This window comes from Corynebacterium pygosceleis (assembly GCF_016595275.2).
Lineage (GTDB): Bacteria > Actinomycetota > Actinomycetes > Mycobacteriales > Mycobacteriaceae > Corynebacterium > Corynebacterium pygosceleis.
The window spans coordinates 371121-389576 of record NZ_JAENIQ020000001.1 but is presented as its reverse complement, the minus strand read 5'-3'; the positions used below and the strand labels follow the sequence as shown (position 1 = coordinate 389576).

15 protein-coding genes and 4 tRNA genes are annotated in these 18456 nt (G+C 66.4%); 18 read left to right on the top strand and 1 reads right to left on the bottom strand.

Going from position 1 to position 18456, the window contains the following annotated elements; translation table 11 throughout:
- Positions 1–37: 37 nt before the first annotated feature.
- The 5 genes from menD (at position 38) to JIM94_RS01605 (ending at position 5233) form a co-directional block, all read left to right on the top strand.
- Complete coding sequence (gene menD / locus JIM94_RS01625) at positions 38–1681, top strand: 2-succinyl-5-enolpyruvyl-6-hydroxy-3-cyclohexene-1-carboxylic-acid synthase (protein WP_200252210.1); 1644 nt, start codon at positions 38–40, stop codon at positions 1679–1681.
- Positions 1678–2163: a DUF3592 domain-containing protein gene (locus tag JIM94_RS01620; RefSeq protein WP_200252208.1), complete on the top strand. Its 486-nt coding sequence runs from the start codon at positions 1678–1680 to the stop codon at positions 2161–2163. Before menD ends, JIM94_RS01620 begins: the two co-directional genes overlap by 4 nt.
- Positions 2156–3283: a glycosyltransferase family 4 protein gene (locus tag JIM94_RS01615; RefSeq protein ID WP_248702971.1), complete on the top strand. Its 1128-nt coding sequence runs from the start codon at positions 2156–2158 to the stop codon at positions 3281–3283. Before JIM94_RS01620 ends, JIM94_RS01615 begins: the two co-directional genes overlap by 8 nt.
- A 72-nt stretch (positions 3284–3355) precedes the next feature.
- Positions 3356–4522, top strand: a complete 1167-nt coding sequence (locus tag JIM94_RS01610; RefSeq protein WP_248702970.1) for a glycosyltransferase family 4 protein — start codon at positions 3356–3358, stop codon at positions 4520–4522.
- Between the two features lie 21 nt (positions 4523–4543).
- Complete coding sequence (locus tag JIM94_RS01605) at positions 4544–5233, top strand: demethylmenaquinone methyltransferase (protein ID WP_200253966.1); 690 nt, start codon at positions 4544–4546, stop codon at positions 5231–5233.
- Between the two features lie 4 nt (positions 5234–5237).
- On the opposite strand, the gene JIM94_RS01600 is transcribed toward JIM94_RS01605, so the two are convergent.
- Positions 5238–6494: a geranylgeranyl reductase family protein gene (locus tag JIM94_RS01600; protein ID WP_200253992.1), complete on the bottom strand. Its 1257-nt coding sequence runs from the start codon at positions 6492–6494 to the stop codon at positions 5238–5240.
- Positions 6495–6781: 287 nt separating this feature from the next.
- On the opposite strand from JIM94_RS01600, the gene JIM94_RS01595 reads away from it, so the two are divergent.
- From JIM94_RS01595 to rpoB, 13 genes are all read left to right on the top strand, one after another.
- The gene (locus JIM94_RS01595) at positions 6782–7825 is read left to right on the top strand and encodes a polyprenyl synthetase family protein (protein ID WP_200253964.1); all 1044 of its coding nucleotides are present in this window, start codon (positions 6782–6784) and stop codon (positions 7823–7825) included.
- 97 nt (positions 7826–7922) lie between these two features.
- Positions 7923–8004, top strand: a tRNA-Tyr gene (locus JIM94_RS01590).
- A gap of 265 nt (positions 8005–8269) precedes the next feature.
- Positions 8270–8342, top strand: a tRNA-Thr gene (locus JIM94_RS01585).
- 57 nt (positions 8343–8399) lie between these two features.
- Positions 8400–8471, top strand: a tRNA-Met gene (locus JIM94_RS01580).
- A 153-nt stretch (positions 8472–8624) separates the two neighbouring features.
- A tRNA-Trp gene (locus JIM94_RS01575) sits at positions 8625–8697 on the top strand.
- Between the two features lie 42 nt (positions 8698–8739).
- The gene (gene secE / locus JIM94_RS01570) at positions 8740–9087 is read left to right on the top strand and encodes a preprotein translocase subunit SecE (RefSeq protein WP_200253962.1); all 348 of its coding nucleotides are present in this window, start codon (positions 8740–8742) and stop codon (positions 9085–9087) included.
- 167 nt (positions 9088–9254) lie between these two features.
- Positions 9255–10172 carry a transcription termination/antitermination protein NusG gene (gene nusG / locus JIM94_RS01565; protein WP_234039717.1) on the top strand — a complete coding sequence of 306 codons (918 nt, stop codon included), beginning with the start codon at positions 9255–9257 and terminating at the stop codon, positions 10170–10172.
- Positions 10173–10626: 454 nt separating this feature from the next.
- Positions 10627–11064, top strand: a complete 438-nt coding sequence (gene rplK / locus JIM94_RS01560; RefSeq protein WP_200253960.1) for a 50S ribosomal protein L11 — start codon at positions 10627–10629, stop codon at positions 11062–11064.
- 115 nt (positions 11065–11179) lie between these two features.
- Complete coding sequence (gene rplA, locus JIM94_RS01555; protein WP_200253958.1) at positions 11180–11896, top strand: 50S ribosomal protein L1; 717 nt, start codon at positions 11180–11182, stop codon at positions 11894–11896.
- A 421-nt stretch (positions 11897–12317) separates the two neighbouring features.
- On the top strand, positions 12318–12839 hold the full coding sequence (rplJ, locus tag JIM94_RS01550) for a 50S ribosomal protein L10 (protein WP_200253956.1): 522 nt from the start codon (positions 12318–12320) through the stop codon (positions 12837–12839).
- Positions 12840–12938: 99 nt separating this feature from the next.
- On the top strand, positions 12939–13325 hold the full coding sequence (gene rplL, locus JIM94_RS01545) for a 50S ribosomal protein L7/L12 (RefSeq protein ID WP_200253954.1): 387 nt from the start codon (positions 12939–12941) through the stop codon (positions 13323–13325).
- A 174-nt stretch (positions 13326–13499) separates the two neighbouring features.
- Positions 13500–14486, top strand: coding sequence for a cell envelope lipid trafficking protein PgfA (gene pgfA, locus JIM94_RS01540; protein ID WP_200253952.1), 987 nt, complete (start codon positions 13500–13502; stop codon positions 14484–14486).
- Positions 14487–14884: 398 nt separating this feature from the next.
- Complete coding sequence (rpoB, locus tag JIM94_RS01535; RefSeq protein ID WP_200253988.1) at positions 14885–18382, top strand: DNA-directed RNA polymerase subunit beta; 3498 nt, start codon at positions 14885–14887, stop codon at positions 18380–18382.
- The last annotated feature ends 74 nt before the right edge of the window (positions 18383–18456 follow it).

The following is an 18456-nucleotide window of genomic DNA, read 5'->3' as shown; positions in this document are numbered from 1 at the left end:
GGGGCGGGTCGGTGAACCCGGTTAGACTCTGAAGACCATGACCGTCCCCGCCACCACAACCGCTGCCGTGATCGCCGCGGAACTCGCCGCCGCCGGGATCCGGAACGTCATCGTCTGCCCGGGATCCCGTAGCGCCCCACTGGCGCTCGCCGTCGCGGCCCGCACCGATCTCACCCTCCACGTCCGGCTCGACGAACGCTCCGCCGCGTTCCTCGCACTCGGGATGGCGCGTGTCGACCACCGTCCCGCAGCGGTGATCGTGACCTCGGGAACAGCCGTCGCGAACTGCCTGCCCGCCATGCTGGAGGCCCACCACAGCGATCTTCCGCTCGTCGTCCTCGCCGCGGACCGTCCCTCCCGCCTCGTCGGCACCGGTGCCTCCCAGACCATCGATCAGCACGGGATCTTCGGGACGTCCGCCGTGTGCGTCACCGTCGACGCCGGTGCTGAACCTGCCCACGCGGCCGCGGTCACCCGCCGCGCACTGTCGCACGACCGTGTCCACCTCAACGTCGCCTTCGATGTGCCGCTCGTCGATCCGCAACCTCCGACGTCCGCTGAGCTTCCGTCGGGGTGTCCCCCACGCCGCCGTCCCCACCGCGACTGGGGGACCGCGCACCTCGATCTGACCCGGCGCACCCTCGTGATCGCCGGTGACGGAGCCTGGCCCGTCGAGGAACTCGCCGGTGTCCCCACCATCGCCGAACCCACCGCCCCCGCCCCGGACCGTCCCGTACATCCCGCGGCCGCCGGACTCTTCACCCGGGAGCAGGTGTCGGCGGAGGGACACGTCCTGGAGACCCGCCCGGAGCAGCTCGTCGTCATCGGACACCCCACCCTGCACCGTGACGTCCTTGCCCTGATGTCCGACCCCGGTATCGAGGTCACGGTACTGACCCGTTCCGACGGCTACACCGACCCGTCGGGGAACGCCCATCGTGTGGCCAGTCGGGTGCGTGTCGACGGGCAACCCACGAAGCAGTGGCTGAAGCTCTGTGAGACCGCGGGCCAGCAGGCCGCCGACGCGGTCCGTGAGGTCCTCGGGGAAGAGGAGCTCGGATTCACCGGGTTGCACGTGGCCGCCGCCGTGGCCGACGGCCTCGCGGTCGGGGACACCCTCTTCGTCGGGGCGTCGAATCCCGTCCGCGACATGGCCCTCGTGGGGCTGCCCTTCGACGGCGTATCCACCCACGCCCCACGGGGCACGGCGGGAATTGACGGCAGTGTCTCGCAGGCGGTCGGGGTCGCTCTCGCCACACAGTCCCGCGACCGGACCGCACCCCGCGCCCCGCGTACCGTCGCACTGCTCGGTGACGTCACCTTCCTGCACGACTCCGGCGGACTTCTCATCAGCGACGGTGACCCGCTGCCGAACAACCTCACGATCGTCGTCGCCAACGATGACGGAGGGGGGATCTTCGAGACCCTGGAGGCCGGGGCTCCCGGCCTGCGCGGCACCTTCGAGCGTGTCTTCGGTACCCCGCACGGCGTCGACATCGCGGGACTGGCCGCCGCTCACGGTTGGGAGCACCGCTCGGTGGGGAACACCGCCGACCTCATCCGGGAACTGGAGGAGTCCATCGAACTCCCGCACCCACCGCTCATCATCGAGGCCAGAACCACCCGGAGCACCCGACGGGACCTGCACTCCGCCCTGTCGGGCAGGGTGGTCGGCAGGTGATTCCGGGTCCGCTCCGGGCGGCACTGGACCGGGTACCCCGCGACCGGATGCGCCGCCGCCAGCACCAGCTGGTGATCCTGTTCTGGGTGTCCGCCATGCTGATGGTCCTCGCCATGGTCATCGGCCCCTGGCTCAACGACCGCACGATCGCGGCCGACCGGGGCCAGGCCTACGCGACCGTCACCGACGCCGGATGGTGGCGGACCACCGTGGAGTACCGGGATGAGAGCGGGCGCCTCCGCGCCCCCAGAGGTGGTGTCCTCTACCCGGGGAACCTCGCCACCGGCAGTGGGGTCTGGGTCGACTACCAGCGGGGGAACCCCGACCTCGTGAAGGTCTCCGGGAGGAACTTCAGTCACGCCCTGCCCCCGGCGCTGGCCACCGCGACCGTGGCCAGCGCACTCGCCGCCGCAGCCTGGTGGCTCATCGGGATTCCGGATCGTCGACGCACACGTCGGGAGGGGGGAACCCAGGGTGGTTGAGCGGAGGCTCCGCATCGCCGTCGTCGCCGAGTCCTTCCTCCCCAACGTCAACGGTGTCACCAACTCCGTGCTCCGGGTGCTCGAGCACCTGTCCGCGCACGGCCACGAGGCGATCGTCATCGCGCCGGGTGCGCGGGACTTCGAGGAGGAGGTGGTCTCCTACGCGGGTTTCCCGGTGGTGCGTGTCCCCACCGTGATGGTTCCGCTCATCAACTCACTGCCCGTCGGTGTCCCCGTCCCGATGATGTACAGGACACTCCGGAACTTCCGCCCGGATGTCATCCACCTCGCCAGCCCGTACGTCCTCGGCACCGCCGGTGCGTCGGCAGCCCGCAGACTCCGGGTCCCGGCGGTCGCGGTCTACCAGACCGATGTCGCGGGCTTCGCCCTCCGCTACCATCTCCGGTTGCTGATCTCCGCCTCCTGGCGGGTCACCCGGATGATCCACAACTCCTGCGCCCGTACCCTCGCCCCGTCCACCGCGGCGATCGCCGAGCTCACCGACCACGGGGTCCGGAACGTCCACCGCTGGGCCCGGGGCGTGGACACAGAGCGCTTCAACCCGGCTCACCGGAGCACGGGGTTGCGCCGTTCCTGGGACCCGACCGGGGAGCGGCGCATCGTCGGTTACGTCGGTCGGCTGGCTGCGGAGAAGGGCGTGGACCGGCTCGCCTGTCTGTCCGGTCGGGATGATCTCCAGCTCGTGATCGTCGGCGACGGGCCCGAGCTTGGGGCCCTGCGTGACGCGCTGCCGGGAGCCGTGTTCACCGGGGCCCTCGGGGGAGAGGAACTGGGGCGGGCCTACGCGAGCTTCGACGTGTTCGTCCATCCCGGGGAGTTCGAGACGTTCTGTCAGACGATCCAGGAGGCGCAGGCCTCCGGTGTGCCGACGATCGGGCCGCGTGCCGGTGGGCCGGTGGATCTCATCACCCCGGGGGAGAACGGTGATCTTCTCGAGGTGGACACGTTCAGTGAGGATCTGCCTGCGGCGGTGGACCGTGTCCTGGCTGAGCGGGAGGGGATGTCCGCCGCGGCGCTCGACCGGGTCGCGGGCCGGACCTGGGGGCGCGTCTGCGCGGAACTCGTGGACCACTACCGTCAGGTCCTCCGGCACCGATAGTTCCGGACATCGTCATTCTCCCGTCACCCGCACGTGACCTCACCGTCCACCGGAGCACCCATCATCGGGGACATGCGTGTAGCCATCGTCGCCGAGTCCTTCCTCCCCAACGTCAACGGTGTCACCAACTCCGTGCTCCGGGTGCTCGAACACCTTCGCCGCCACGGGGACGACGCCCTCGTCATCGCCCCGGGCGCGCGTGACTTCGAGGAGGAGGTGGTCTCCTACGCGGGTTTCCCGGTGGTGCGTGTCCCCACCGTGATGGTCCCGCTCATCAACTCACTGCCCGTCGGTGTCCCCGTCCCGGCGGTCAACCACGCCCTGCGTTCCTTCCGCCCCGACGTGGTGCACCTCGCCAGCCCGTTCGTCCTCGGTGCCGCGGGCGCGTTCGTCGCCCGACAGCTCAGGGTCCCGGCGGTCGCGGTCTACCAGACGGACGTGGTCGGGTTCGCCGAGAAGTACCACCTGTCCGCACTGTCGGTCGCCGCGTGGGAATGGACCCGACTGATCCACAACTCCTGCGCCCGTACCCTCGCTCCCGCGACGCCCGCGATCGAGGCGTTGAGGTCCCACGGTGTCACCGACGTCCACCGCTGGGCCCGGGGCGTGGACACAGAGCGCTTCAACCCGGCTCACCGGAGCACGGGGTTGCGCCGTTCCTGGGACCCGACCGGGGAGCGGCGCATCGTCGGTTACGTCGGTCGGCTGGCTGCGGAGAAGGGCGTGGACCGGCTCGCCTGTCTGTCCGGTCGGGATGATCTCCAGCTCGTGATCGTCGGCGACGGGCCCGAGCTTGGGGCCCTGCGTGACGCGCTGCCGGGAGCCGTGTTCACCGGGGCCCTCGGGGGAGAGGAACTGGGGCGGGCCTACGCGAGCTTCGACGTGTTCGTCCATCCCGGGGAGTTCGAGACGTTCTGTCAGACGATCCAGGAGGCGCAGGCCTCCGGTGTGCCGACGATCGGGCCGCGTGCCGGTGGGCCGGTGGATCTCATCACCCCGGGGGAGAACGGTGATCTTCTCGAGGTGGACACGTTCAGTGAGGATCTGCCTGCGGCGGTGGACCGTGTCCTGGCTGAGCGGGAGGGGATGTCCGCCGCGGCGCTCGACCGGGTCGCGGGCCGGACCTGGGGGCGCGTCTGCGGTGAACTGCGGGGACACTATTCGGTGGTCATCGCCGGGCAGCGCCGGACGGAACGCTCCGGTGGGGTACGACCAGGGGCGTGGGCACGGTGGCGCTAGCCGTCGCGTAGCCTTGACCACGTGGTTAAGGCATCCCTGGACAAGAATCCCGACGAGGTCGCGCGGATGTTCGACGCGGTCGGCGCCAAATACGACATCACGAACACGGTGCTCTCCCTCGGTCGTGACCGCTACTGGCGCCGCCGGACCCGCCAACGCCTGGACCTGCGCCCCGGGGAACGGGTACTGGACCTCGCGGCCGGAACCGCCGTGTCCACGGTCGAACTGGCCCGCTCCGGGGCCTGGTGCGTGGCCTGTGACTTCTCCACGGGAATGCTCGCAGCCGGCGCGCACCGTGCCGTGTCCAAGGTCACCGGCGACGGTCTCGCCCTCCCCTTCGCGGACGGGTCCTTCGACGCCGTCACCATCAGCTTCGGCCTCCGGAACTTCGCCGACATCCGTGCGGGTCTCCGGGAGATGGCGCGGGTGACCAGACCCGGTGGACGGCTGACGATCGCCGAATTCTCCACTCCCGTCGTCCCCGTCTTCGCTCAGGTCTACAAGGAGTACCTGATGCGCGCACTGCCCGCTCTGGCCAGGGTCGTCTCCTCCGACCCCTCCGCCTACGAGTACCTCGCCGAGTCGATCCGTGCCTGGCCCGACCAGGAGCAGCTCGCCCGGGAGATCGCCGCCTCAGGCTGGACCGGTGTCGGCTGGCAGAACCTCACCGGGGGCGTCACCGCCCTCCACTCCGCCGTGAAGCCCGTCTAGGGGCTCACGCCCAGAGGACCGCGCCGGAACCACGCAACCGGTAGAGTCCCCCGGCGGCCGCACGCCACGCCCGGGCCACCACATCCCGGTCACCGTCCGTGACGAGGTTTCCCATCAACCGTGCCGTCGTCCGCATCAGGGGAGCCGCCTGTGGGCCCCGGAAACCGAACGGCCCCACCGCCGGAAGCAGCCGTGGGTGGGTCAACAGTCGGGCAGCCGTCCTGGCCAGCAGAAACGCCTCCCCGTAATTCTCGCGCAGTACCCGGGGCCACACCACGGTCAGATCACGCCGCGGGTCGATCAGCTCCGCCGCCAGACGCGCGGTTTCCAGCCCGTAGTCGATCCCCTCCCCGTTGAGCGGGTTCACGCACGCCGCGGCATCCCCGATCAGCATCCAGTTCGGGCCCGCGACCCCACTCACGGCACCTCCCATGGGCAGGAGGGCGCTCGCCACGTCGGTCTCCGGTCCGAGACTCCACTCCGCCCTCCGGAGCCCCGCGTAGTGGGAGAGCAGTTTCTTCGTGTTCACCTTCGCCGGGCGTGCCGTCGTCGACAGTGCTCCGCAACCGATGTTCACGTGACCGTCTCCGAGCGGGAAGATCCATCCGTAACCCGGCTGCGCCCGCCCTTCCCGGTCACGGAGTTCCAGGTGGGAATGGATCCATTCCTCCCCGGAGAACGGGGTGGCGCAGTAGGCGCGGGCGGCGATTCCGTACACCTCGGTCCGGTGCCACACCCGCCCCAGCAGTTTCCCGAAGGGGGAGCGGACACCGTCGGCCACGATCACCGTCCCGCACCGCACCGTCCGGTCACCGTCCGGGGTCGACACCGTCACAGACTCCACGCGTCCATGCCGGAGCGAGACATCCACCGCCGGAGAGCCCTCCCGGACGGTCACACCGTCAGTCGCCCGGGCGGTTTCGAACAGCAGTGCATCGAGACGGGTCCGACGCATCGCGGACCCCTCGGATCCGAAGGCCGACTTCGGCCACGGAGCCGTCACGTCCCCGCCGAACCCGTGCAGCTTCAGACCCCGTGAACGGTAGCCGGCGGCTATCTCCGGGCCGAACCCCAGAAGCTGCAACTGGTGCATGGCACGCGGAGTGAGGCCGTCACCACACGTCTTGTCCCGGGGGAACCGTGCGGCGTCGACGAGGAGGACGCTCAATCCACGTCGGGCCGCGTGGAGGGCGGCTGCGGCTCCCGCCGGTCCACCGCCCACCACGAGGACATCGGTTGAATCGACCCGGGGCGCAGAGATACTCACCGTCCCATTGTCGCACCTCCGTGCGCCACCGGGTTTTCACCCCGGAGTGTCCGGCAACCGTTCGCGTCGACTACGGTTGATTCAGGGTCTGCTCTGGTCCTGTGATGGTCGTCAGGTGGCCACCGCGCCGGAACCAGGGAATCTCCTGACATCATCTGCGGTAGCGGCGTCGGACGGCGCCGGAACCGCGGATGCCCGGAAACCGCAGGCAGCCCCAGCACACCACTCCAATCCGGCGGTCGGTCCAGCCCGCCGAGAGAAGACAACGAGGGCAACGACGCATGAGTAACGGCCGTACCGTGTCACACGGTCCAGGCGACCACGACAAGAGGTTCTCCCCGGGAACGTCGTTCAACCTGGGAGATGAGCAACTCAACGAGGCGATCTCCTCGGGTATGCGCGAGGTCGAGGAACTCCTCGTCGCCGAACTCGCCGTCGGTGAGGAGTTCGTCACGGACAAGGTCCGCTACCTCGCTGCGGCGGGTGGCAAGCGCTTCCGCCCCATGTTCGCGCTGCTGGCCTCCCGCTACGGCGCCCGCGCGGGAAGCGGTGAGGTCGTCAAGGCCGCCGCCGTGGTCGAGATGACCCACCTGGCCACCCTCTACCACGATGACGTGATGGATGAGGCGGACAAACGTCGTGGTGTGGACTCCGCGAACTCCCGGTGGGGAAACTCCATGGCGATCCTCGCGGGGGATTATCTCCTCGCCCGCGCCTCACGGATCATGGCGCAGCTCGGGGCCGACACCGTCGCGCACTTCGCCGAGACCTTCGGGGAACTGGTCACCGGCCAGATGCGGGAGACGGTCGGACCCCGTGACGGGGACCCGATCGAACACTACCGGGACGTCGTCCGGGAGAAGACGGGCGTCCTCATAGCCTCCGCGGGATACCTCGGTGGTCTGCACGGTGGAGCGGAACCGGAACAGGTCGACGCTCTCCGACGTTTCGGCTACGCGATCGGCACCGTCTTCCAGATCGTCGACGACATCATCGACATCTACTCCGACACCGACCAGTCCGGGAAGACGCCGGGAACGGACCTCAAGGAGGGGGTCTTCACCCTACCCGTCCTCTACGCCCTCGAAGAGGAGGGGGCGGTCGGCGACGAGTTGCGCGCCCGACTCACGGGTCCGGTCGCGGGGGATGATGAGGTCGCGGAGGTTCTGGAGCTCCTGCACCGGTCGTGCGGGCGGGAGAAGGCACTCGCCGATGTCCGCCACTACGTGGATCTCGCGGAGGCCGAACTGGAGAAACTGCCGCAGAATGACACGACCGCAGCTCTGCGTCATCTGACCCGCTTCACGGTCAGTCGTGTCGGCTGAACCTCTCCAACCTCTGAAAAAGAGCTTTGACGTGCAGACTTGCGTGTCTACGGAGGTGACGTAGTAGAGTGTTCAGTGCACCGCGTGAGCGGCGCACGCCAGGTTGCCCGAGCGGCCAAAGGGAGCGGACTGTAAATCCGTCGGCTTAGCCTACGTTGGTTCGAATCCATCACCTGGCACCGCAGAAAGGTCCGTACGGTTCCTTCCCTCATGGGGGGGGTGTCCGTACGGACCTTTCGTGTGTCCGGGGTCGAGGTTGGTGAGGTCTGCGGGTTGCGGGGAGGGGTGTGCGTCCCCGGTAATGTCCGGTGTGGTCCCGATGTGGCGCCGGTATGGTGAAAAATGGGTTTTGAACTGGTGATTTGTGTAGTTCGGTGGGATCGGGTTAATCTTTGTGAGGCTTCAACGGAGAGGGCGCGCGCCGCACGATCCTGAAGAGGCTGTGCCCCCTTAGCTCAGTCGGCAGAGCGTTTCCATGGTAAGGAAAAGGTCGACAGTTCGATTCTGTCAGGGGGCTCTGTTGTTTTTCCCGCCGGGGTCTTCTACGGTCGCGGTCGTGGAGAAACGATCATATGGCGGTGTAGCTCAGTGGTAGAGCAAACGACTCATAATCGTTGTGTCGCGAGTTCAATTCTCGCCATCGCTACCGGGATACCAGAAGATCCACCGTCCACACCTCTCGGGGTGTCGGGCGGTGTTTTCCTGATATCTCTGCGGATGCCCCGGGTGTCGGAGGTGCTTTCATCAGGCCCGTGAACATCTGGTAGGGTAGTCGCGTACTGCAGAATGCAGTGCATGAAGGGGCGTAGCTCAACTGGCAGAGCAGCGGTCTCCAAAACCGCAGGTTGCAGGTTCAAGTCCTGTCGCCCCTGCAACATACTTTATGCACACGCAGAACCGAGGAGCACCGCACCGTGACCGACGAAAACAAGCCGCAGCCGACAGGTTCGGCACGTCCGGCCGGTAAGCGGCAGGTGGCCGGTGTCTCGACCACCAGCAGCGATTCCTACGCCGCGAAGAAGGCGCGCGACTCGGTGGCGGTCTCGGGGGACGACAAGAAGGATTCGGGTTTCGTCTCCCGTGCCGGTAGCTTCCTCCCCGAGGTCGTCCAGGAGATGCGGAAGGTCATCTGGCCGACCGCGAAGCAGATGGTGGTCTACACGGTCATCGTGCTGATCTTCCTCATTCTGCTGACCGCTCTGGTTTCCGGGGTCGATTTCCTCGCCGGACTCGGAGTTGAGAAGGCGCTCACCGCCAACTAGAATCGCGGACACAAACATTCATCACGCAGTATCCCGCCCGACCCAGAGAGGTCCGGCGGGATATTTCATGAGGTGGTGGGCGTAGAATGTGGCGAAGAGACCCTGTCGGGACCGGCGCACAGCACCCCGTCCCCACCCCGATCGAAAACCTAATGGAGTACACCCAGATGAGCGACGACAACACCAACCCCGAGAATCTCGGGTCCACCACCGACGAGGCGGCGACCACTCCGGAACAACCGGTCCAGGACGCTGACATCCAGATGGTGGAGGGCACCGACGAGCCGAACCTGGGTGATGTCACCGCCGAGGACGCCAGCGGCTCATCCTCCGTGGGCGAGGGGAGCACCGACATCGCCGCCGCCGCTGCGGCGGCTCTCGGAGACGAAGGCGGAGACGCAGCCAACGGTGCTCAGAGCGAGGAGGAGGCGGCCCTCGCCGACTACAAGGCCCGTCTGCGGAAGTTCCTCCGGGAACTGAAGAAGCTCCCGGGCCAGTGGTACATCATCCAGTGCTACTCCGGCTACGAGAACAAGGTGAAGACCAACCTCGACATGCGTGCCCAGACCCTCGAGGTCGAGGACTCCATCTACGATGTCGTCGTTCCGATCGAGGAGGTCATCGAGATCCGCGACGGCAAGCGGAAGCCGGTGAAGCGGAAGCTGCTCCCCGGTTACGTTCTCGTCCGCATGGACATCAACGACCGTTCCTGGTCCGTCGTCCGCGATACACCCGGTGTCACGAGCTTCGTGGGCAACGAGGGCAACGCCACCCCGGTCAAGCACCGCGACGTCGCCAAGTTCCTCATGCCGCAGGAGACCACTCCGGTCGAGGGTGAGGAGAGCACCGCGGACGCGTCCGGTGAGAAGCTCGTCGCGCAGCCCGGTTCCTCGGCCGCGCAGCAGATCGAGGTGGACTTCCAGGTCGGTGAAGCCGTCACCATCCTGACCGGAGCGCTCGCCTCCGTCTCGGCGACGATCTCCGAGATTGACGCGGAGGGTGGAAAGCTCAAGGCCCTCGTCTCCATCTTCGGTCGTGAGACCCCGGTGGACCTGACGTTCGACCAGGTTGAGAAGCTCACCTAGCTCACCGGACCCGATCCGCACCACAACCCGTCCGACCCGCCGGTCCGCACCCGGCCGGAACCGGACGGGTTTTGTGCGTCCCCGATCGGTGAGGTAGTCTGACTCGTTGCGTGTGTCCGGGTTTCAGCAGCGGACAGCCGTCAGTGGACATACCGGGAAACGTCCCGCGTGATCGCGGTGACTCCGGTAGATCAGGTCGTTGACGGGTGAAACGGTGCCGAGGAAGGACCACACGCATCTCTGACGGGTCACGTCATCACTGACGGTGAAGACGTCAGGAACCAACACACATCAATCCCCGGTGGCCGGGTTACGCCTTCAACGCAGTCGGAACTGCGGGTGGGGCCCGGCATCCGGACGATGACGGCGGTTGTGCACGGTCGGAGCGGGAGTTCCGGCCGGCCCACACACGGACATCGGCCACCGTCGTCGGTAACAAGGAAGAGGTATTACGATGCCCCCGAAGAAGAAGAAAAAGGTCACCGGACTGATCAAGCTGCAGATTCAGGCGGGACAGGCCAACCCGGCTCCGCCGGTCGGCCCCGCCCTCGGTGCACATGGTGTCAACATCATGGAATTCTGCAAGGCCTACAACGCCGCCACCGAGCAGCAGCGCGGAAACGTCATCCCGGTCGAGATCACCGTCTTCGAGGACCGCTCCTTCGAGTTCAAGCTGAAGACCCCCCCGGCCGCGAAGCTGCTGCTGAAGGCCGCCGGTCTCCAGAAGGGTTCCGGCGTTCCGCACACCCAGAAGGTCGGCAAGGTCACCATGGCCCAGATCAAGGAGATCGCGGAGACCAAGAAGGAAGACCTCAACGCCAACGACATCGACGCCGCCGCGAAGATCATCGCCGGTACCGCCCGTTCCATGGGCATCGAGGTCGAGGGCTAGTAGCCCGCGGCACCCCGGTCCCGCCCGTCGGGACCGGATCGAGTGGGAGGGCCCGCTTCGGCCCGTACCACGAATTCCACCCCGTTTTCCGACACCTGAAAATTAAGGAATCACAATGAGCAAGCAGTCCAAGGCCTACCGCGCCAAGGCGGAGAAGATCGACGAGGGGCGCATCTACGCCCCGATCGAGGCCACCCGTCTCGTCAAGGAGACCTCCTCCGACAACTTCGACGCCACCGTCGACGTCGCCGTCCGTCTCGGCGTCGATCCCCGCAAGGCCGACCAGCTGGTCCGCGGTACCGTCTCCCTGCCGAACGGCACCGGTAAGACCGTCCGCGTCATCGTCTTCGCCGCAGGCGAGAAGGCGACCCAGGCTGAAGAGGCCGGTGCCGACATGGTCGGTACCGACGAGCTGATCGAGAAGATCCAGGGCGGCTGGACCGATTTCGACGCCGCCATCGCCACCCCGGACCAGATGGCCAAGGTCGGACGTGTCGCCCGCGTCCTCGGCCCCCGTGGTCTCATGCCGAACCCGAAGACCGGCACCGTCACCATGGATGTCGCCAAGGCCGTCACCGAGATCAAGGGCGGAAAGATCTCCTTCCGCGTCGACAAGGCCGCCAACCTGCACGCCGTGCTGGGCAAGGCCTCCTTCGACGCCGAGAAGCTGGCCGAGAACTACGGTGCTCTCATCGACGAGCTGCTGCGCCTCAAGCCGGCCTCCTCGAAGGGCACCTACCTGAAGAAGGTCACCATCTCCTCCACCAACGGCCCCGGCATCCCCGTGGACAACACCGTGGTGAAGAACTACCTCGACGAGCCCCAGGTCTGATCATCCCGCCGATGATCTGACCCGGGTCACCGGGTGGGACCCCGTCCACGGTCATTCCGACCGGACGGGGTTTCTTCATGTCTCGTACCCGCCCGGGGGCGTCCGGGAAGATCCAACCGGTGATGATTTGACCTGCGCGTGGAGTGCGCATACACTGACCCATCGAAGTTTGAACGGTGCGCCTTTCAGCGTGCCGAGCTCAAGTTTCACCGAAGACCGTCGGTCATCCCGGGAACGGGATCGAAGGTGTCCGCCCAGTGCGGAACGGCCCACGCAGGAGACACTTGGAGCCTCCCTCTTTCCGAGGTGTGCGCCCCGTGCTCTTGCACGGGGCTCCGTCATTTCCACATCGTTCATCCGGTGCGGTGTCGGGGTCCCGGCGGATCAGACGACCCACACACATGAGGAAGGAGGCGAAGTAATGGCTAACGCAAAGAACGTCGCCGCAGTGGCTGAACTCAAGCAGCGCTTTGAGTCCACCAACGCCGTCGTGCTCACCGAGTACCGCGGTCTCTCCGTGGCTCAGACCACTGAACTGCGTCGGGCTCTCGGCTCGGATGTCACCTACTCCGTCGCCAAGAACACCATGATCAAGCTGGCTGCGAAAGAAGCCGGCGTCGAAGGTCTTGATGACGTCCTGACCGGTCCCACCGCAATCGCCTTCATCGAGGGCGAGGCTGTTGACGCAGCCAAGGCGATGAAGGACTTCGGCAAGGACAACAAGGCGTTCGTGGTCAAGGGTGGCTACATGGACGGCGAATTCCTGAGCGCGGCTCAGGTTGAAGCCATCGCCGAGCTGGACAACCGCGAGACCACTCTCGCGAAACTGGCGGGCGCCATGCAGGGCAGCTTGGCAAAGGCCGCAGGCCTGTTCAACGCACCGGCTTCCCAGATCGCACGCCTCAGCGCTGCGCTCCAGGAAAAGAAGCAGGGCGAAGAGTAAATCGTTTCCCGCCCCACGGCGCGAGACGTACAGAGTTAGACCACAGCACAAACTTTTCGGCCCGGTGCATCCGGGCCACCAACTGAAAGGACTGCCACCATGGCTAAGTTCACCAATGACGAGCTCATCGAGGCCTTCAAGGAAATGACCCTCATCGAGCTCTCCGAGTTCGTGAAGCTCTTCGAGGACACCTTCGACGTCACCGCCGCCGCTCCGGTCGCCGCCGTGGCCGCCGGCGCCCCCGGTGCCGCTGCCGCAGCCGAGGAAGAGAAGGACGAGTTCGACGTCGTTCTCGAGGATGCCGGCGCCAAGAAGATCGGCGTGATCAAGGCTGTCCGCGAGATCGTCTCCGGCCTGGGCCTGAAGGAAGCCAAGGAGCTCGTCGAGTCCGCTCCGAAGGCGATCATCGAGGGCGCTTCCAAGGATGACGCCGAGGCCGCCAAGACCAAGCTCGAAGAGGCCGGCGCCAAGGTCTCCCTGAAGTAATCCCACGGGATTCACTTCCGCCACCGCGTGACGGTGGCACCCCGAACGGCCCGCGGATTTCCGTCGACACGGAAAACCGCGGGCCGTTTTCAGTGTCCCGAGGCACGGTCGATGACTGATAGGACGGCAAAACCGATCTTCATCACCGACCGGTGCGCGGGGTAGCATCGGGGCATGCTTGCGAAGTCGCGTATTTTCTCGGTGCTGATCCTCGGGCTCGGGGCCGCCCTGGTGACGTGGGGGCTGGTGTCACCGCACTTCTTCCACGAAGACGGCAGATTGCCCCTGTCGCTGGACGACACGACCCTGACGGTGCGGGACGGTGAGGCGCGCACGACGCTGAACCCGGGGCCGGGTGAGGTCGTCACCGCGCCGGTGATCCGTCAGCACCATGTCGAGCTCCTCGATCCGGCTGACGCGGAGACCGTGACGGTGCGGATCGGTAGCACGATGATGCGGGAGGCGCGGGAAGACGACCTCGAACGTCTCGTGGAGGCCTCCGTCTGGAGTTTCGTCATGGACCGCGTCACCGGTGAGGCACGTGGTCCGGCGACGATGACCTCGCAGCTGGGAATCCCGCCGAACGAGGTTCCGATGTCGGGACTGTGGGCGAAATTCCCGGCGGACCCGGAGAAGACCACCTATGAGGTCTTCGACGGCACGCTGCGGGGGAGTGCTCCGGCGGTGTACACGGAGACGGTGGAAAGAGGGGGCAGGGAACTCAACGTCTACCGTCAGACGATTGAACCGACGAACCTCGCCACCCGCTACGCGGACATGTTCAACACCACGACCCTCGACACCGACGACGGTGGCACGGAGGCCGGTTACCTGTTCTATTCCGCTGAGCGGGACTGGTACGTGGACACCGGGACGGGCCTGGTGGTCGACATCCACGAGAAGGTCGAGGAGTACTACGGCACGCGGAACGGAGAGCCCCGGCAACAGGTTCTCGCCTTCGACGGGGCGGGTACCGGGGAGTCCGTCGACCGCCTCATCGAACAGGCCGGACATGTCCCGGATGGTTCGGGGCAGCGGACCCTCGTCACCGTCCTCCTCGTTCTCGGGGTGGTGCTCATGCTCGCCGGTCTCGTCGGAGCGGTGTCCGGTGGTCGACTCCGGCGGAGGGAACGACGGGAGGAGGCCCACGCCGGACGGTGACGCCACGCCGTCCGGGTGTCCCGTGGGACCGGGTGGTGGCCGATCTGTTAGGGTGGCGCCATCGGTACTACCCGCCGTCCCGTGCCGGTGGGGAAGGCCCGGGCCCCGTCCGGGCCGTCATTCCGGTGGGGTGCCGGTGGGCGCCGGGTGGCACCTGTTCCCGGGGTTCGGGGCCGTGCACGGGTGCTTTACAGGCGGCGGAAAATGGTATAGGCTGGCTCGTTGCGCTGGAATCTCTTTCCGGTTATCCTGTCCGACCTTGACCGAACCGGTCCAAAAACCCGGTTTGACAAGGTCATTCAGTGCTATCCGGAGATGAACGGTTCCACAGCAGACCACATGCTAAAAATTCTAGCGGAACGGGCTCACCATCGTCGTGGGTGCGCCCACCGCGTGAGGTGCTGGAAGGACGCATCTTGGCAGTCTCCCGCCAGACCAAGTCAGTGACCGAAATCCCCGGAGCTCCGCAGCGTTACTCGTTCGCGAAGATCACCGAGCCCATCGAGGTGCCCGGTCTCCTCGACCTGCAGCTCGAGTCGTTCGCGTGGCTCGTCGGCACGCCCGAGTGGCGTGAACGCACCCAGGCCGAAGCGCCTGAGGGTGCCCGAGTGAGCAGTGGACTGGAGGACATCCTCGAGGAACTGTCCCCGATCCAGGACTACTCCGGAAACATGTCCCTGTCTCTGTCTACGCCACGCTTCGAAGAGGTCAAGAACTCTATCGACGAGTGCAAGGACAAGGACATCAACTACTCCGCTCCGCTGTACGTGACAGCGGAGTTCGTCAACAACGAAACCGGAGAGATCAAGTCCCAGACCGTCTTCATCGGTGATTTCCCGATGATGACCGACAAGGGCACCTTCATCGTCAACGGCACCGAGCGTGTCGTCGTCAGCCAGCTGGTGCGCTCTCCCGGTGTCTACTTCGACCAGACCATCGACAAGTCCACCGAGCGGCCGCTGCACGCCGTGAAGGTGATTCCCTCCCGTGGCGCCTGGCTCGAGTTCGACGTCGACAAGCGGGACACCGTCGGTGTCCGCATCGACCGGAAACGTCGTCAGCCCGTCACCGTGCTGCTGAAGGCACTCGGTTGGACCAGCGAGCAGATCGTGGAGCGTTTCGGCTTCTCCGAGATCATGATGTCGACCCTGGAGGCCGACGGTGTGTCCAACACCGACGAGGCGCTCCTGGAGATCTACCGCAAGCAGCGCCCCGGTGAGCAGCCGACGCGTGACCTCGCGCAGTCGCTGCTGGAGAACTCCTTCTTCAACGCCAAGCGCTACGACCTGGCCAAGGTCGGCCGTTACAAGGTCAACCGCAAGCTGGGACTGGGCGGCGACAACGAGGGCAACCTCACGCTGACCGAGGACGACATCGCGACGACCATCGAGTACCTCGTCCGACTGCATGCGGGTGAAACCTCCATGGAGGCCGCGAACGGCAGGACCATCCCGGTCGAGACCGATGACATCGACCACTTCGGCAACCGTCGTCTGCGTACCGTCGGTGAGCTGATCCAGAACCAGGTCCGCGTCGGTCTGTCCCGCATGGAGCGTGTCGTCCGTGAGCGTATGACCACCCAGGACGCCGAGTCGATCACCCCGACCTCGCTGATCAACGTGCGTCCGGTCTCCGCCGCGATCCGTGAGTTCTTCGGAACCTCGCAGCTGTCGCAGTTCATGGACCAGAACAACTCCCTGTCCGGTCTGACGCACAAGCGTCGCCTCTCCGCGCTCGGCCCCGGTGGCCTGTCGCGTGAGCGCGCCGGCATCGAGGTCCGCGACGTGCACCCGTCGCACTACGGCCGCATGTGCCCGATCGAGACCCCCGAGGGTCCGAACATCGGTCTGATCGGTTCACTGTCCTCCTACGCGCGGGTCAATCCCTTCGGTTTCATCGAGACCCCGTACCGCAAGGTCGTCGAGGGTCGTCTCACCGATGAGATCGACTACCTCACCGCGGACGAGGAAGACCGGCACGTCGTGGCCCAGGCAAACACCCCCTACGACGCTGACGGTCTGATCACCGACGAGCAGGTCGTCGTACGCATGAAGGGCGGCGACAACGAGGTCGTCGACCGTGAACGCATCGACTACATGGACGTTTCGCCCCGGCAGATGGTCTCCGTCGGTACCGCGATGATCCCGTTCCTCGAGCACGACGACGCCAACCGCGCCCTGATGGGTGCGAACATGCAGAAGCAGGCCGTCCCGCTGGTCCGTGCGGAGTCGCCGTACGTCGGTACGGGCATGGAGCTGCGTGCCGCCTACGACGCCGGCGACCTCATCATCTCCCGGAAGTCGGGTGTCGTCGAGAACATCGCCGCCGACTTCATCACCGTGATGGGTGACGACGGCATCCGCGACACCTACATGCTGCGGAAGTTCCAGCGGACGAACCAGGGCACCTGCTACAACCAGAAGCCCCTCGTCAACATGGGCGACCGGATCGAGGAGGGGCAGGTCCTCGCCGACGGTCCCGGAACCCACAAGGGCGAGATGGCGCTCGGCCGGAACCTGCTCGTCGCGTTCATGCCGTGGGAGGGCCACAACTACGAGGACGCGATCATCCTCAACCAGCGCCTGGTGGAGGAGGACGTCCTCACCTCGATCCACATCGAGGAGCACGAGATCGACGCCCGCGACACCAAGCTCGGTGCCGAGGAGATCACCCGCGAGATCCCGAACGTCTCCGAGGAGGTCCTCAAGGACCTCGACGACCGCGGTATCGTGCGCATCGGCGCCGACGTCCGCGACGGTGACATCCTCGTCGGCAAGGTCACGCCGAAGGGCGAGACCGAGCTGACCCCCGAGGAACGCCTGCTGCGCGCCATCTTCGGTGAGAAGGCCCGCGAGGTCCGCGACACCTCCATGAAGGTCCCGCACGGTGAGACCGGCAAGGTCATCGGTGTCCGCCGCTTCTCCCGCGAGGACGATGACGACCTCGCGGCCGGCGTCAACGAGATGATCCGCGTCTACGTCGCGCAGAAGCGCAAGATCCAGGACGGCGACAAGCTCGCCGGTCGCCACGGCAACAAGGGCGTCGTCGGCAAGATCCTCCCCGCCGAGGACATGCCCTTCCTGCCCGACGGCACGCCGGTCGACATCATCCTGAACACCCACGGTGTCCCGCGCCGTATGAACATCGGCCAGGTCCTCGAGGTCCACCTCGGCTGGCTCGCCGCCGCCGGTTGGCACGTGGACCCGGAGGACGTCAAGAACGCCGAGCTGATCAAGACCCTGCCCGAGTCCCTCTACGACGTCCCGCCGGAGTCCCTCACCGCCACCCCGGTGTTCGACGGTGCCTCCAACGAGGAGCTCGCGGGTCTGCTCGCGAACTCCCGCCCGAACCGTGACGGCCAGACCCTGGTCAACGGTGACGGCAAGGCGCAGCTGTTCGACGGGCGCTCCGGTGAACCCTTCCCGTACCCGGTGTCGGTCGGCTACATGTACATGCTGAAGCTGCACCACCTGGTCGACGAGAAGATCCACGCCCGTTCCACCGGCCCGTACTCCATGATCACCCAGCAGCCGCTCGGTGGTAAGGCCCAGTTCGGTGGACAGCGCTTCGGTGAGATGGAGGTGTGGGCGATGCAGGCGTACGGCGCGGCCTACACCCTGCAGGAACTCCTGACCATCAAATCCGATGACGTCGTCGGCCGCGTCAAGGTCTACGAGGCGATCGTCAAGGGGGAGAACATCCCTGATCCGGGTATCCCGGAGTCGTTCAAGGTCCTCCTCAAGGAGCTCCAGTCGCTGTGCCTGAACGTCGAGGTCCTCTCGGCCGACGGGACCCCGATGGAACTCGGGACCACCGACGACGATGAATTCGATCAGGCCGGTGCCTCACTGGGCATCAACCTGTCCCGCGACGAGCGAACCGACGACGTGGCCTGACGGCCACCGGCACCGCACGACGGTCTGATCCGCGGGCCACCGCCCCCCCAGGGGAAGGTGGCCCGCGGGACGGG

Bases quoted from the DNA above. Each gene is read 5' to 3' on its own strand.
- nusG (WP_234039717.1), top strand. From the start codon at position 9,255: ATGAGCGACGACAACACCAACCCCGAGAATCTCGGGTCCACCACCGAC.
- rplJ (WP_200253956.1), top strand. From the start codon at position 12,318: ATGGCTAACGCAAAGAACGTCGCCGCAGTGGCTGAACTCAAGCAGCGC.
- rplL (WP_200253954.1), top strand. From the start codon at position 12,939: ATGGCTAAGTTCACCAATGACGAGCTCATCGAGGCCTTCAAGGAAATG.
- JIM94_RS01610 (WP_248702970.1), top strand. From the start codon at position 3,356: ATGCGTGTAGCCATCGTCGCCGAGTCCTTCCTCCCCAACGTCAACGGT.
- JIM94_RS01595 (WP_200253964.1), top strand. From the start codon at position 6,782: ATGAGTAACGGCCGTACCGTGTCACACGGTCCAGGCGACCACGACAAG.
- rplK (WP_200253960.1), top strand. From the start codon at position 10,627: ATGCCCCCGAAGAAGAAGAAAAAGGTCACCGGACTGATCAAGCTGCAG.
- rplA (WP_200253958.1), top strand. From the start codon at position 11,180: ATGAGCAAGCAGTCCAAGGCCTACCGCGCCAAGGCGGAGAAGATCGAC.
- pgfA (WP_200253952.1), top strand. From the start codon at position 13,500: ATGCTTGCGAAGTCGCGTATTTTCTCGGTGCTGATCCTCGGGCTCGGG.
- menD (WP_200252210.1), top strand. From the start codon at position 38: ATGACCGTCCCCGCCACCACAACCGCTGCCGTGATCGCCGCGGAACTC.